The sequence below is a fragment of the Parazoarcus communis genome (assembly GCF_003111645.1).
GTDB classification, from domain to species: domain Bacteria; phylum Pseudomonadota; class Gammaproteobacteria; order Burkholderiales; family Rhodocyclaceae; genus Parazoarcus; species Parazoarcus communis_A.
Genome location: NZ_CP022187.1, coordinates 2213930 through 2227967, shown reverse-complemented (window position 1 = coordinate 2227967; position 14038 = coordinate 2213930). Strand labels below are relative to the sequence as shown.

General features: G+C 63.7%; 13 protein-coding genes. 6 read left to right on the top strand and 7 right to left on the bottom strand.

The features are described from left to right. Positions 1 to 62: 62 nt before the first annotated feature. Positions 63 to 1148 (top strand): 3-deoxy-7-phosphoheptulonate synthase AroG, encoded by a 1086-nt coding sequence (gene aroG / locus CEW83_RS10130; RefSeq protein ID WP_108949227.1) that lies wholly within the window; start codon positions 63 to 65, stop codon positions 1146 to 1148. Between the two features lie 113 nt (positions 1149 to 1261). Here aroG and CEW83_RS10125 read toward each other — a convergent pair whose 3' ends face one another. Then, a complete protein-coding gene (locus tag CEW83_RS10125) occupies positions 1262 to 2287 on the bottom strand; it encodes a patatin-like phospholipase family protein (RefSeq protein WP_108949226.1) in 1026 nt (341 codons plus the stop codon). A 329-nt stretch (positions 2288 to 2616) separates the two neighbouring features. On the opposite strand from CEW83_RS10125, the gene dinB reads away from it, so the two are divergent. After that, entirely contained in the window at positions 2617 to 3642 is a 1026-nt protein-coding gene (gene dinB / locus CEW83_RS10120; RefSeq protein WP_234419080.1) for a DNA polymerase IV, read from the top strand. A gap of 27 nt (positions 3643 to 3669) precedes the next feature. On the opposite strand, the gene CEW83_RS10115 is transcribed toward dinB, so the two are convergent. Beyond that, positions 3670 to 4221 (bottom strand): cob(I)yrinic acid a,c-diamide adenosyltransferase, encoded by a 552-nt coding sequence (locus CEW83_RS10115; RefSeq protein WP_108949225.1) that lies wholly within the window; start codon positions 4219 to 4221, stop codon positions 3670 to 3672. A gap of 148 nt (positions 4222 to 4369) precedes the next feature. Between CEW83_RS10115 and alaS the strand changes: the two genes are divergently transcribed. Then, positions 4370 to 6991 (top strand): alanine--tRNA ligase, encoded by a 2622-nt coding sequence (alaS, locus tag CEW83_RS10110; RefSeq protein ID WP_108949224.1) that lies wholly within the window; start codon positions 4370 to 4372, stop codon positions 6989 to 6991. A gap of 561 nt (positions 6992 to 7552) precedes the next feature. Here alaS and CEW83_RS10105 read toward each other — a convergent pair. The 5 genes from CEW83_RS10105 to CEW83_RS10085 form a co-directional block, all read right to left on the bottom strand. Beyond that, positions 7553 to 8944 (bottom strand): phosphomannomutase/phosphoglucomutase, encoded by a 1392-nt coding sequence (locus CEW83_RS10105; RefSeq protein ID WP_108951332.1) that lies wholly within the window; start codon positions 8942 to 8944, stop codon positions 7553 to 7555. Between the two features lie 96 nt (positions 8945 to 9040). Then, positions 9041 to 10003 carry a hydrolase gene (locus tag CEW83_RS10100; RefSeq protein WP_108951331.1) on the bottom strand — a complete coding sequence of 321 codons (963 nt, stop codon included), beginning with the start codon at positions 10001 to 10003 and terminating at the stop codon, positions 9041 to 9043. A 5-nt stretch (positions 10004 to 10008) separates the two neighbouring features. Beyond that, positions 10009 to 10428: a YybH family protein gene (locus CEW83_RS10095; protein ID WP_234419051.1), complete on the bottom strand. Its 420-nt coding sequence runs from the start codon at positions 10426 to 10428 to the stop codon at positions 10009 to 10011. Positions 10429 to 10522: 94 nt separating this feature from the next. Further along, the gene (locus CEW83_RS10090; RefSeq protein WP_108949222.1) at positions 10523 to 10717 is read right to left on the bottom strand and encodes a zinc-finger domain-containing protein; all 195 of its coding nucleotides are present in this window, start codon (positions 10715 to 10717) and stop codon (positions 10523 to 10525) included. Positions 10718 to 10727: 10 nt separating this feature from the next. Further along, positions 10728 to 11648: a branched-chain amino acid transaminase gene (locus CEW83_RS10085; RefSeq protein ID WP_108949221.1), complete on the bottom strand. Its 921-nt coding sequence runs from the start codon at positions 11646 to 11648 to the stop codon at positions 10728 to 10730. A 150-nt stretch (positions 11649 to 11798) separates the two neighbouring features. Between CEW83_RS10085 and CEW83_RS10080 the strand changes: the two genes are divergently transcribed. The 3 genes from CEW83_RS10080 to mnmA are packed head-to-tail and all read left to right on the top strand — an operon-like array spanning position 11799 to position 14036. After that, a complete protein-coding gene (locus CEW83_RS10080) occupies positions 11799 to 12251 on the top strand; it encodes an NUDIX hydrolase (RefSeq protein WP_108949220.1) in 453 nt (150 codons plus the stop codon). Continuing rightward, positions 12251 to 12922, top strand: coding sequence for a hypothetical protein (locus CEW83_RS10075; RefSeq protein WP_108949219.1), 672 nt, complete (start codon positions 12251 to 12253; stop codon positions 12920 to 12922). Before CEW83_RS10080 ends, CEW83_RS10075 begins: the two co-directional genes overlap by 1 nt. Before the next feature lie 16 nt (positions 12923 to 12938). After that, positions 12939 to 14036 carry a tRNA 2-thiouridine(34) synthase MnmA gene (gene mnmA / locus CEW83_RS10070; protein ID WP_108949218.1) on the top strand — a complete coding sequence of 366 codons (1098 nt, stop codon included), beginning with the start codon at positions 12939 to 12941 and terminating at the stop codon, positions 14034 to 14036. The last annotated feature ends 2 nt before the right edge of the window (positions 14037 to 14038 follow it).

Sequence of the window (14038 nt, the reverse complement as noted above, 5' to 3'; positions counted from 1 at the left end):
GTGTTGCGGGGACTTGGGCTAGAATCGAGGGCTTACTTCAGCCTGAACGCAGGGTTTTCATCATGTCCGCCTCAATGAAGATTCATATCGACGACGTCCGCATTTCCGAAATCAAGGAACTGGTGCCGCCCGCGCACGTGCTGCGGGAGTTTCCGGCGACACCGAAAGCGGCTGAAGTTGCATACGAGGCACGTCAGGCCATCCATCGCATTCTTTACGGCGCGGATGATCGCCTGCTGGTGGTGATCGGGCCCTGTTCGATCCACGACGCCAAGGCCGCGCTCGAATATGCGCACAAGCTGAAGGCCGAGGCTGACCGCCTCAAGGGCGACCTGCTGATCGTGATGCGTGTCTATTTCGAGAAGCCGCGCACCACGGTAGGCTGGAAGGGGCTGATCAACGACCCCTACCTCGACAACAGCTATGCCATCAACGAGGGCGTTCGCCTCGCACGCAAGCTGCTGTGGGAAGTCAACGAGATCGGGTTGCCGGCGGGCACCGAGTTTCTCGACATGATCACCCCGCAGTACATTGCCGACCTCATCGCCTGGGGCGCCATCGGTGCGCGTACGACCGAAAGCCAGGTCCATCGCGAACTGGCTTCGGGCCTGTCGTGCCCGGTCGGGTTCAAGAACGGTACTGACGGCAACGTGCGAATCGCGGTGGATGCGATCAAGGCGGCACAGGCACCGCACCATTTCCTCAGCGTGACCAAGGCCGGGCATTCGGCCATCGTCACCACCCGCGGCAACGAGGACTGCCACGCCATCCTGCGCGGCGGCAAGGCACCGAACTACGACGCCGAGAGCGTGGATGCCGCGTGCAGGGATCTTGCCGCCGGCGGTGTGCCGGGCAAGGTGATGGTCGACTTCTCTCACGCCAACAGTCGCAAGCAGCACCGTCTGCAGATCGAGGTGGCAAAGGATGTTGCCGGTCAGATGGCGGCAGGCGAGGACCGCATCATCGGTGTGATGGTCGAGTCCCACCTCAAGGAGGGCCGTCAGGACCTCCAGCCGGGCGTTGAGCTGGAGTACGGCAAGAGCATCACCGATGCCTGCATCGGCTGGGAAGACAGCGTGCTGGTGCTCGACGTGCTCGCAGAGGGTGTGCGTCAGCGCCGGGTGAAGCGGGCCGCAGAGATGGAATGAGCGCCGGGAGTGAGCGCCGGGAGTGAGCACCAACCGAGGCCTGAATCGAAACGGGGACGATGCGTCCCCGTTTTTCATTGCAGGGTGCAATTCCTGTTCATGCAGCGGCGCGCTCAGTAGAACATTTTTTCCAGGTCGACCGAGGAGCGTCGCCCGAGTGCAGGGTAATGCGCGGCCAGCCAGGTCTTGGTGCGGGCCCGGCCCTGGTCCCGGAGCATGTTCACGAAGGCCAGGCTCGGCGTCAGCCGCGTCACTGATGCGAGCTGGCTGAGCAGTTCGTCGGCCTCGATCAGATGGAAGTGGGTGCGTTGCAGGCGCCGTTCCAGTCGGCCCCGGGGCATCAGTCCGCCACCGGCAAATTCGCGGGCGTGGGCAAACATGCGCATCTCGCGCAAGAAGGTGGAGTTGAAGGCAAGGTCGAGCGAGCGCGCCCGGATCTCGTCCGCACTGCGGGGCGTTTCACCGTGCAGCAAGGGGCTGAGCAGCACCAGCATGATGTCGTGGGTAGCGCAGTCGTAGAACAGCGGGAACACCGCGGGATTGGCTGAGTAGGCGCCGTCCCAGTAGGGTTCGCCGTCGATCTCGATCGCGCGGTGCAGTGAAGGCAGGCAGGCCGAGGCAAGCACTGCCGCCGCGTTCATCTCGTTGGCGGTGAACAGCCTGAGTTTGCCGGTGTTGGCATGCGTGGCCGCGACGAAGAGCTTGACCGGACACGCCGCGCGCAGCTGATCGAAATCGATCTGCGCTGTGAGGATGTCGCGCAGGGGATCGACGTCGAAAGGGTTGAGCTGTTCCGGCGAGAAGTTGCGCGCCCACTGCATCATCATACGGATGCCGGCAGACAGACCGGCGCCGGATTCGTCGTCCGCGCCGAATGGCAGGTCCGCCGGTGCGCTTGCGGCGATTGCGTGCCAGAACTGTTCAAGCGCGGCGCGCGCGCCGTCTCGCCCGCCCTGCAGCAGTCCGCTGGCCAGCACCACTGCGTTCATTGCGCCCGCGCTGGTGCCACTGACACCGTCGAAACCCAGGCGGCCGTCTTCCAGCAAGGCATCGAGCACGCCCCAGGTGAATGCGCCATGGGCGCCGCCGCCCTGCAGGGCGAGGCTGACGGTATGAGAGGGGTGGTGGCGAAACAGCATGGAATGGACTCCCTTGCCCGGTCGGCAGCCTCAAGCATGCGCGCACGCTCGCGCGCTGTCAGCCTGCATGTGAATGCTACTGCGGGCGTGTTTCGAATTGAAGTGGTCCATGTTTCGCGTCGGGCCGGCGACGGTGCTTGCGCCCGGCCGGGCCTGGCCCGATCATCTCGGTTCAGCTGCACGGTGGGTTCGCCGGGTGGCCAGACAACAGGGGAACGATTCAATTGCAGGAGGGAGAGGCAGGCGCTTCGTCGGAAGCGGCCGAGAGTGCGGCGATTTCGCGCAAGATCATTCACTGCGATTGCGACTGCTTTTACGCTGCGGTGGAGATGCGCGACAACCCCGCGCTGGTCGGGTTGCCGGTGGCCGTCGGCGGGCGTGCGGAGACGCGCGGCGTGATCGCGACCTGCAACTACGAAGCCCGTGCCTTTGGCGTGCATTCGGCGATGTCGACCATGCGTGCGCTGAAGCTGTGCCCGCAGCTCATTCTGCTGCCGCCCGATTTCGAGCGCTACCGAGCGGCTTCCCGTCACATCCTCGACATTTATCGCGACTACACGCCGCTGGTGGAGCCGCTGTCGCTGGATGAGGCCTATCTCGACGTCAGTGGCGTCGAGCGCTGCAAGGGGTCGGCCACGCTGATGGCGCAGGAAATCCGTGCCCGCATCCACGACGAGGTAGGCATCACCGCGTCGGCCGGCATTGCGCCGAACAAGTTCATTGCCAAGGTGGCGAGCGACTGGAACAAGCCGAATGGACAGTTCGTCGTGCGTCCGCAGGATGTGGACGCGTTCGTCGCGGCGCTGCCGGTGAAGAAGCTCTTTGGTGTAGGCAAGGTGACCGCGGCAAAGCTGAGCCGGCTGGGGGTTGAGACCTGTGCCGATCTGCGCAGCTGGCGTCTGGTCGATCTGTCGCGCGAGTTCGGCAGCTTCGGGGCGGCGCTCTACCGCCTGTGCCGGGGAATCGACGAGCGCCCAGTGCGCAGCGACCGTATCCGCAAGTCCCTATCGGTGGAGACGACGTATGTGACCGATCTCCCCGATCTGGCCGCCTGCCGCGGCGCGCTGCCTGCGCTGATCGACGAGTTTTTCCGCCGTTTCGATCGCGCACGCGAGCTGCGCCCTGTGCACAAGGCCGTCGTGAAGATCAAGTTTGCCGATTTCTCGCAGACGACCGTGGAGTGCGTGTCCGCAGCGCCGGATGCCGGGATCTGGACGGCGCTGCTTGACGAGGGCTACGTTCGCCGCAGCTTGCCTGTGCGCCTGCTCGGGGTCGGGGTTCGTTTCGCCGAAACCGGTCTCGAGCAGCGCGGCATGGAGCAGATCGCGTTGTTCGGCGACGACGGAAGCTCCTGAGTTCAGGAGCTCCGGCCGCAACCGGGATCAGGCATTCTTGCGCTTCTGCCACAGTACATCGCCGCGACCGCCTGCGCGATTGAGCACCCGGCCGAGGACGAAGAGCAGGTCCGACAGGCGGTTCAGGTACTGGCGGGGGCCGTCATTCACCGCCTCTTCGAGCGCCAGTGCCACGAGTGCGCGTTCAGCGCGGCGGCACACCGTCCGGGCGTGGTGGGCAAGGGCTGCAGCACGGGTGCCGCCGGGCAGGATGAAGTCCTTGAGCGGTTCCAGCGGTTCGTTGAGGCGGTCGAGTTCGGCTTCGAGGTGGTCCACCTGTTTTCCGGTGATCATGCTCATGCCCGGAATGCACACTTCACCGCCAAGATCGAACAGGTCGTGCTGGACATTGGTCATCAGCAACTGCACATCTTCCGGCAGTTCCTCGCACAGCAGCAGGCCGATGATGGCATTCACCTCGTCCACCTCGCCAAGCGCGTGGATACGCAAGCTGTTCTTCGATACCCGCTTGCCGTCGCCGAGGCCGGTGGTGCCGGCGTCGCCGGTGCGGGTGTAGATCTTGGAAAGTCGGTGTCCCATGCTTGTCTCTGTTATTGAGTTGACGTGAACGTAAATTATAGAGGACTGCGTCGGGTGCAGTGCGCTCGCAGACGTGCTTGGTGCTCATGATAAACTGATGCATTCGCCTGCTGCGCCGGGTAACTCGTCCTGTCTGAATGCCAACCCCATGAAATCTGCCGAAATTCGCGACAAGTTCCTCAAGTTCTTCGAATCCAAGGGCCACCAGATCGTGGCCTCTTCGTCGCTGGTGCCGCACGAAGACCCGACCCTGCTGTTTACCAACGCGGGCATGAACCAGTTCAAGGACGTCTTTCTTGGCTTTGACAAGCGGCCCTATACCCGCGCGACCACGTCGCAGAAGTGCGTCCGTGCCGGTGGCAAGCACAACGACCTCGAAAACGTGGGCTATACCGCGCGTCACCACACCTTTTTCGAGATGCTGGGCAACTTCAGCTTCGGCGACTACTTCAAGCGTGAAGCGATCACCTACGCCTGGGAGTTGCTGACCGAAGTGTTCAAGCTGCCCAAGGACAAGCTCTGGGTGACGGTGTATGCCGAGGACGACGAGGCTTACGATCTGTGGACGAAGGAAGTGGGCGTGCCTGCCGAGCGTGTCATCCGCATTGGTGACAACAAGGGCGGGCGTTACGCGTCGGACAACTTCTGGATGATGGGCGACACCGGCCCCTGCGGCCCGTGTACCGAGGTCTTCTACGATCACGGCGAGCACATCTGGGGCGGCCCCCCGGGATCGCCCGAGGAAGACGGCGACCGCTACATCGAGATCTGGAACAACGTGTTCATGCAGTTCAACCGCGACGAGGCTGGCGTGATGCATCCGCTGCCCAAACCGTCGGTGGATACCGGCATGGGTCTGGAGCGGGTGTCGGCTGTGCTTCAGGGTGTGCATGCCAACTACGAGATCGATCTGTTCCAGACGCTGATTGCCGCGGCTGCGCGCGAAACCAGCGCCGCAGACATGGATTCGCCCTCGCTCAAGGTGTTGGCAGACCATATCCGCGCCTGCTCCTTCCTGATTGCCGATGGCGTGATTCCGGGCAACGAAGGTCGCGGCTACGTGCTTCGTCGGATCATCCGTCGTGCAATCCGCCACGGCTACAAGCTCGGTGCACGGGCTGCCTTCTTCAACCGTCTGGTGCCGGATCTGGTCGCCGAGATGGGGGTTGCCTATCCCGAGCTGAAAGAGGGCGAAAAGCGGGTGATGGACGTGCTGCGCCAGGAAGAGGAGCGCTTCTTCGCCACCATCGAGAACGGCATGGCGATTGTCGAGGCCGAGCTCGATGCGATGCAGAAGGCCGGCAAGGCGGTGTTCGACGGTGATACGGCGTTCAAGCTGCACGATACCTACGGTTTTCCGCTCGACCTGACGGCAGACATCTGTCGCGAGCGTGAGGTGACGGTGGATGCTGCCGCCTTCGATGCGGCAATGGCACGCCAGAAAGAGCAGGCCCGTGCGGCCGGCAAGTTCAAGATGACGGCAAACCTCGAATACGAGGGGCCGGCCACCACGTTCCACGGCTACGACCATCTCGAGTCGAAGGGCAACATCCTTGCGTTGTACAAGGATGGCGTCGCGGTCAATGAGCTGGTCGAGGGTGATCTCGGTGTGGTGGTGCTGGACGACACGCCCTTCTATGCGGAGTCCGGTGGCCAGGTGGGCGATCGCGGCGAGCTCAAGGGCGCTGCGGGCATCTTTGCGGTCGAGGACACGCTCAAGATTCAGGCGACGGTGTTCGGCCATCACGGTGTGCTCAAGACCGGCAGGCTGTCGGTGGGGCAGGGCGTCACCGCGAAGGTCGATACCGAGGCCCGCGCGGCAACAGCGCGCAATCACTCGGTCACCCACCTGATGCACAAGGCGCTGCGCGAGATTCTCGGCGCGCATGTGCAGCAGAAGGGTTCGCAGGTCGATCCGGACAAGACCCGCTTTGACTTTGCGCACTCGGCACCGATGACGGCGGAGGAGGTTCGCGAGGTTGAGGAGATCGTCAACCGTGAGATTCTGGCGAACTCGGCGACCGAGGCCGCGGTGATGGGCCTGGAGGATGCGCAGAAGTCGGGCGCGATGATGCTGTTCGGCGAAAAATACGGTGACGAGGTGCGGGTGCTCAGCATCGGCACGTCGAAGGAACTGTGCGGTGGTACGCACGTTGGCCGCACCGGTGACATCGGCCTGTTCAAGGTGGTGATGGAAGGCGGCGTGGCCGCCGGGGTCCGCCGTATCGAGGCGATCACCGGTGAGAACGCGCTGCGTTACCTGCAGGAGCAGGAGCGTCGCGTCCACGGGGTCTCGGCCTTGCTCAAGGTGCAGCCGGATGAGGTTGCCGAGCGCGTGTCGGGCGTGCTCGACAACGTACGCGCTTTGGAGAAGGAAGTGGCGCGCCTGAAGTCGAAGCTGGCCGCGAGCCAGGGCGACGATCTGGTGAATCAGGCGGCAGACGTCAAGGGCGTCAAGGTGCTGGCTGCGGTGCTGGAAGGCGCGGACGTGCCGACGCTGCGCGAGACCATGGACAAGCTCAAGGACAAGCTGAAGTCGGCCGCGATCGTGCTGGCTTCGGTGGTCGATGGCAAGGTGTCGCTGATTGCCGGTGTGACTGCGGATCAGACTGCCAAGGTGAAGGCTGGCGAACTGGTGAACTTCGTTGCGCTGCAGGTGGGTGGCAAGGGCGGCGGCCGTCCCGACATGGCGCAGGCGGGCGGCACCGATCCTGAAAAACTGCCGGCGGCTTTGGCTGGCGTGCAGGGCTGGGTGGACGGCAAGCTGTAAGCTGCTGGCTGTTTCAGGATTGAAAAGCGGTTGTGTGGGCTTTGGCTCATGCAGCCGTTTTTTATTGTGAGGGTGGTTTCCGATGGTCTGTGTTGTCTGAGTGGCGGGACTCCGTGGTCGGCAGCGGTGCCTTCCCGTGCCGGGCAGACGTTCGCGGCCTTCGGCTTCCCGTCGGATGAGGCACTGCGGCGGCGTCGGCGCAAACTCGGTCGCTGCGCGCCCTCAGACATGCGCCGCCTTGTTTCCGCCGCAGCACCTCATCCGACGGCGCTCTCGACAGCCCGTCACGGAAAGGCACCGCTGCCTTTGGTGTTGGCGGATCTCTGAATGGAGGAGAGCCTATGCCTGAGCGTGGTGGCGTTCCCCTTTTCTGCGTTTCAACAGAGTTCTGGCACCGGCGTTGGCATGTGGGTGGGGTGTTTGTGCAGCCGGCGGAGCAAATACCCCGCCCGCGTGCCAGTACGGCACGGGAAAAAGTGCAGCCGATTAAAGAGATGAGCAAAGAAAAAGGCGCCGGGATTTACCCCAGGCGCCTTGTCATCATTCAAGCCTCTTCAGAGATCAGAACGGCAGCTTGATGCCCGGCCACACCGCTTCGATGGCCTTGCGGAAATCCGCCTGGATGCGAGCGATGGCTTCCTCGCTGTCGGCTTCGAAGCGAAGCACGACGACCGGCGTGGTGTTGGACGGGCGGGCGAGGCCGAAGCCGTCTGCGTATTCGACGCGAACGCCATCGAGCGTGATGACTTCCTGCGCACCGTCGAAAGCCGCGCCTTCCTTCAGTCGCTTCACCAGTTCGAAGGGCTCGCCTTCGTTCATCTTGATGTTCAGCTCAGGCGTGCTAACCGCATCCGGCAGGGCCTTGAGTACGGCATTGCCGTCCGGATGGCGCGACAGGATCTCGAGCAGACGCACGCCGGCATACAGGCCGTCGTCGAAGCCGTACCAGCGCTCCTTGAAGAACATGTGGCCGCTCATCTCGCCCGCGAGCGGGGCGCCGGTTTCCTTGAGCTTGGCTTTGACCAGCGCGTGGCCGGTGTTCCACATGGTGGCCTTGCCGCCGCGATCCTTGATCCAGCCTGCCAGATTGCGGGTGCACTTCACGTCATAGATGATCTCGCCCCCAGGCACGCGGGTCAGCACGTCCTCGGCGAAGAGCATCAGCTGGCGGTCGGGATAGATGATCTCGCCGTCCTTGGTGACCACGCCGAGGCGGTCGCCATCACCGTCGAAAGCCAGGCCGAGTTCAGCGTCGGTCTCCTGCAGGGCGCGGATCACATCCTGCAGGTTCTCCGGCTTGGACGGGTCCGGGTGGTGGTTGGGGAAGTTGCCATCGACCTCGCAGAACAGCTCGATGACTTCGCAACCCAGGCGCTTGAACAGTTCGGGTGCGATGCCGCCGGCCACGCCGTTACCGCAATCGACGACGATCTTCATCGGGCGGGCGAGCCTGACGTCGCTGACGATGCGCTCGAGATAGGCCTCATCCACGCTGGCCGTGGTGAGCTTGCCTGCACCGTGGCTCAGGTTGTTGTCCGCAATGCGCTGGCGCAGGGCCTGGATCTGGTCGCCGAACAGCGTCTGGCCGCCGAGCACCATCTTGAGACCGTTGTAGTCGGGCGGGTTGTGGCTGCCGGTGACGGACACGCAGGAGTTGGTGCCGAGCTGGTAAGCGGCGAAGTAGCTCAGCGGGGTGGGGACGCAACCGATATCGACCACATCGACACCCGCCGCACGGATGCCGTCGGCCAGCGCACCGGCCAGTTCGGGGCCAGACAGGCGGCCGTCGCGACCGATTGCAACCGTTTTCTGACCGCGTGCCACTGCTTCAGAGCCGAGGGCGTGGCCGATGGCGCGGACTGCATCGGCAGTCAGGGATTTGTCGACGATGCCGCGAATGTCGTAGGCCTTGAAGATTTCCGGGGCGGGCAGGGCGTGCGCAGTCTGGGTCATGTGGGCTTCCAGTTTGAAATGGGTGCAGTGCAGCATAGTATGCCAGAGGATTTTGGCGATTCTGTTGTACCGATGCTCATCGGTGTTCTATCCCCTTCATAGTACTGCATCGAAATGTTGCAACAGGCGTTGTGGCAACCAGCCGAGCGAACCGGGCCACGGTGCGTCGAGAAAGCCGACATGGCCGCCCTGGGCGGTGCACTCGAAGTGGACCGCTGCGCTCAGTTCGTGCGCAGTGGGCAAGGCGGCAGGGGGAACGAAGGGGTCGTTGGCCGCGCACAGGAGCAGCGTCGGGCAGCGGATTGCAGCCAGCCATGGGCGGGACGAGGCACGTTGCCAGTAGTCGGCTGCACCGGAGAAGCCATGCACCGGTCCGGTGTAGACGTCATCGAAGTCGAATAGCGTGGCAGCGTGCCGAATTCGTCGCCCATCGAACAGGTCCGGATGCTGCGCAAGCTTGTGCAGGGCCTTGCCCTTCAGCGTATTCAGGAAGTGTCGGGTGTACACCGCATTGAAGCCCCGTGCGAGCGCATGACCGGAAACGGTCAGGTCGAGCGGCGGGCAGATGGCCGCCGCGGCACGGATTACATTTCCGGCATCCGCCTCCTGTTCGCCCAGCCATTTCAGCAGGGCATTGCCGCCCAGTGATACGCCGGCGGCAAACAGCGGCGCCTGTCCGGCGACGCCGTGAAGCCGGCGCAGAATCCAGTCGATCTCTGCGCTGTCGCCCGAGTGGTAGGCGCGCGCCAGGCGGTTGGGCTCGCCCGAGCAGCCACGGAAGTGCGGAATCACGCCACGCCAGCCGCGTGCCGCGAGCGCGCGCATCAGGGCCCGGGCATAGTGCGAACGGCTCGAGCCCTCAAGTCCGTGGAAGAGGACGACGAGCGGCGCATCGGAGGGGGCGTCTGCGAGCCAGTCGAGATCGATGAAGTCGCCGTCGGGCGTGTCCCAGCGCTCGCGATGATACGCGGGCGCCTTGCCCTTGCGGGCCACGGGCAGGATGGTCTGCAGATGCGCGCCTGGCAGCCACCATGGGGCTTCATAGGCGGGTACGCGCATCGCGCTCAATGCACCACGCGTGGCGTACCCTGGACCTGGATATCCATCAGGTTGGGAGTGGGCGAGGCGTGATGCATCACCATGCGCCAGCCCTTGGCGCCGCGTGAATAGATGTTGGTCGCTACGATTGGCGGGCCGCCTGGCTCACTGCCTGCCTCGGCGACTTCTTCGAGCACGTTGTGGACGACCAGCACCAGGGTTTCACTCACGACCGCCTGCGTGGTGCGGATGTTCAGGCGTGCGCCGCTGGCGAAAATCTGGCGCCACAGTTCGCGTACGGATGCGAGGCCGACGATGCGCGGGCCGTTCGGGTGCACGCAGACGACCTCATCCTCTTCGGACCAGACCGACATCATGGTGTTGAGGTCGGCACGTGCGAGGGCGTCGTAAAACGCGGCTTCCGCCTCGGCTGGGGTTGTGAACACGGATTCGCTCACGATGTGTACCGGATGGGCGCAGGAAAGGCAGCCGCCCCGGCTGCCGCATGTCGCGGTGCAGGGGCGAGCGTGCCGATCCCGCTCAGTGGTGCCCCTTGGGGGCTTCGCCGGTGAGAACGTACTTGGTGCTGCAGTACGGGCAGGTGGCCGAGCCTTCCTTGAGAACGTCGAGGAAGACGCGGGGATGCTGCGCCCACAGTGGCGAGTCAGGGCGCGGACAATGCACCGGCAGGTCGTGCGCGGTGACTTCGACGGTACGAGCCTTGTTGTCAGTCATGAAAACCTCCTCAGACCTTGGCCAGCCAGTGCTGGTATTCAGGGGCACGACCGTTGACGACGTCGAAGAAGCGGGCCTGGATCTTGGTGGTGAGCGGGCCGCGCTTGCCCTCGCCGATGGTACGGTCGTCGAGTTCGCGAATCGGGGTGACTTCGGCTGCAGTGCCGGTGAAGAAGGCTTCGTCGGCGATGTAGATGTCGTCACGGGTGATGCGCTTGGACTGCACTTCGAGGCCGAACTCGCGGGCGATGGTGATGATCGAGTCGCGGGTGATGCCGGTCAGTGCAGAGGCGATCTCGGGTTCGAAGATCTTGCCATCCTTGATCACGAAAAGGTTCTCGCCCGCGCCTTCGGCCACGAAGCCCTGGTTGTCGAGCAGCAGGGCTTCGTCGTAGCCCTGCTTGGTGACTTCGAGGTTGGCCAGGATCGAGTTCGGGTAGGTGCCGGCGAGCTTGGCGCGCGGCATCGTCGAGTTGACGTGATGGCGGGTATAGGACGAGGTCTTGACGCGAATGCCGCGCTCGAGACCGTCTTCGCCGAGGTAGGCGCCCCAGGGCCAGGCGGCGATGGCGACATGCACGGTGGAGCCGCGGGTGGAAATGCCCATCTTCTCCGAGCCGTAGAAGGCGATCGGGCGCAGATAGCAGGATTCGAGCTTGTTGGCGCGCACCACCTCTTTCTGCGCTTCCATGAGTTCATCCTTGGAGTAGGGGATGTCCATCATGTAGATCTTGGCCGAATTGATCAGGCGCTGGGTGTGCTCGGCGAGACGGAAGATCGCGGTACCGTTGGCGGTGTTATAGGCGCGTACCCCTTCGAAAACGGCCAGGCCGTAGTGCAGGGAATGGGTCAGCACGTGCGTGGTCGCGTCGCGCCACGGAACGAGCTTGCCATCTTGCCAAATAAAACCGTCGCGATCAGCCATGGACATATCAGGTTCTCCACCGATGAGAAGTGTTTGGATGCGCCCGGACGCTCCGGGCTTAACTTTCGAATTCTAGCGCAAACGCGGGGGACAGATCTCGATCACAAGCAAACGCGCACAAGGGTAAAATGCCGCTCTTTGGATGCCGGACGTCTCATGGACCGCAGCTGGAAACCGAATGTCACTGTTGCAGCGCTGATCGAGCGCGATGGCCGCTTTCTGATGGTGGAGGAAGAGACTGAGGATGGGCTGCGCTTCAATCAGCCGGCGGGCCACCTCGAGGAAGGCGAATCCCTGGTTCAGGCCACGATACGGGAGACGCTCGAGGAAACCGCGCACCGCTTTGTGCCGGAGTATCTCGTCGGGGTGTATCAGTGGCCCCGTCCGCAAGGCGACATCACCTATCTGCGCTTCGCCTTCGGCGGGCGGGTCGGCGAGGAAGTGCCCGGGTTCGAACTGGATGATGGCATCGTGCGCGCGGTGTGGATGAGCCCGGAAGAGATCCGTGCAACGGCGGATCGGCATCGTAGTCCGCTGATCGTGCAGTGTGTTGACGACTGGCTTTCGGGGCGGCGCTACGACCTCGATCTGCTGCGGCATTACGACTGATGGGCAAGGTCTTCGCGCTGCTGCTGGCACTGTTCAGCGCGGCGGTGCCTGCGCAGGAGGTGCGGGTGCCCGTGTGTTTCAACTACAGTTGTGTTGCCACCGAGACGGTTGCGTTCGACGCTGCCCTGCTTGAGCAGGCACGTGGGCAGTTGCTTGCGGCGTCAGATCCGGCGACAGAGCGCGCCGTGCTTGCTGCCGTGGTGGGCAGGCTTTATCGTGAGGCAGGTGTTCAGACGCCTGTTGGCGCCGATCGCGCCGGCAATTATTTCGATCAGGGTGTCGATGGCCGGATGGATTGCATAGACCATTCGACGAACACGACGCGGTTCCTGAAACTGATTGAGGCGCGTGACATGTTGCGCTTTCACCGGGTGCTGGAGCCGGCAAGGCGCACCCGCTTCGTGCTCCAGCATTTCAGCGCGGTCGTCGAAGAGGTGGAGCCGCCCGTGAGCTTGCGACCGGCAGTCGTCGTGCCCGATCATGTGCCACTGATGCTGGCCCTGTGTGATTGTGCGGAGGTGCTGGACGACGTGCCCGCACCGGCGCCGATTCCCGACAGCAGGCCGGGCGAGCGTTTCGTAATCGACAGCTGGTTTGTCGACAATGGCGAGGCAGCGATCGTGCTGTCCTTGGCCGACTGGTTAGATGGAGACGGACCGAATGTCCAGTAAGCAGGATGCAGGTGGGATGAAGGTGGTGGTCGGCATGTCCGGCGGGGTGGATTCTGCCGTCACGGCGCTGCTGCTCAAACGCCAGGGCTACAACGTAACGGGCCTGTTCATGAAGAACTGGGAGGACGACGATGATTCGGAGTTCTGCTCGACGCGGCAGGATCTGGTCGACGTGGCCTCGGTGTGCGACGTCATCGGCATCGACCTCGAGGTGGTGAACTTCAGTGCCGAGTACAAGGATCGCGTGTTCGCCGACTTTCTGCGCGAGTATGAAGCCGGCCGTACGCCGAACCCTGACATCCTGTGCAATTCCGAGATCAAATTTCGCTGTTTTCTCGATCATGCAATGGCGCTCGGCGCCGATCGGATCGCCACCGGGCACTATGCCCAGGTGCGGGAGTGGGAGAACGACGGCCGGCGCGAATTCCAGCTGCTGAAGGCTGAGGACGGCACCAAGGATCAGAGCTATTTCCTCTACCGTCTCAATCAGGCACAGCTGTCCAAGACCCTGTTCCCGCTCGGTGCAATCTACAAGCGCGAAGTGCGCAAGATCGCGGAGGCCGCGGGCCTGCACGTCGCCACGAAGAAGGACTCGACCGGCATCTGCTTCATCGGCGAGCGTCCCTTCCGTGAGTTCCTGATGCGTTATCTGCCGACTTCGCCGGGCGAGATCCGCGCACTCGACGACGATCGCGTCATTGGTGAGCACCAGGGGCTGATGTACCACACGATCGGCCAGCGCAAGGGCTTGCACATCGGCGGCATCAAGGGCAACCAGGATGAGGCTGGCGAGCACGACGCCTGGTATGTGGCGCGCAAGGACGTGAAGTCGAACGTGCTCTATGCGGTGCAGGGGCATGCACACCCCGCGCTGCTCAAGGAGCGGCTGACGGCGATCGACCTGAACTGGATCGCCGGGCGCGACCCCCATACGCACTGGGTGTACACCGCCAAGCCGCGTTACCGCACCCCCGACATGCCCTGCGAAATCGACAGCATTGCGGACGGGCGCGCGGAGATCGTCTTCGCCGAGGCGCAGTGGGCGCTGACGCCCGGCCAGAGCGTCGTCGTCTATGAGTCGAAGGTCTGCCTCGGCGGGGGCATCATCGCCTGAGC